Consider the following 317-nt stretch of genomic DNA (forward strand, 5'->3'; position numbering starts at 1 on the left):
TTTTAGGAGTAACAATGCTAGATCTAACAAAATACCAAGGCATTATTTTTGATATGGATGGCACGCTAATCGATTCGATGGGCGCACATTTGCAAGCTTGGGAGTTGACCTGTCAGGCTTTTGGCTATCCGTTTGACTACGACTATATGTATGGTTTAGGTGGCGTGCCAACGCTTGCAACCGTTGATATTCTCAATGAAAAATTTGGCCTTAGCCATAATGCGGATGAAATTGCGCAGCAAAAACACCAATTTTGGTTAGGTTTAAACCAGCAACCAGAAATCATTACTGAGACTGTCGATATATTAAATTATTAC

The 317-nt window shown here is 39.7% G+C and carries 1 protein-coding gene; it reads left to right on the forward strand.

From position 1 onward, the window contains the following. Positions 1-14: 14 nt before the first annotated feature. Positions 15-317: HAD family hydrolase (locus CWB85_RS21055; protein ID WP_171039051.1), on the forward strand; the 303-nt coding region annotated here is incomplete at its 3' end.

This window comes from Pseudoalteromonas sp. S1727 (assembly GCF_005886375.1).
In the GTDB taxonomy this organism is placed as follows: domain Bacteria; phylum Pseudomonadota; class Gammaproteobacteria; order Enterobacterales; family Alteromonadaceae; genus Pseudoalteromonas; species Pseudoalteromonas haloplanktis.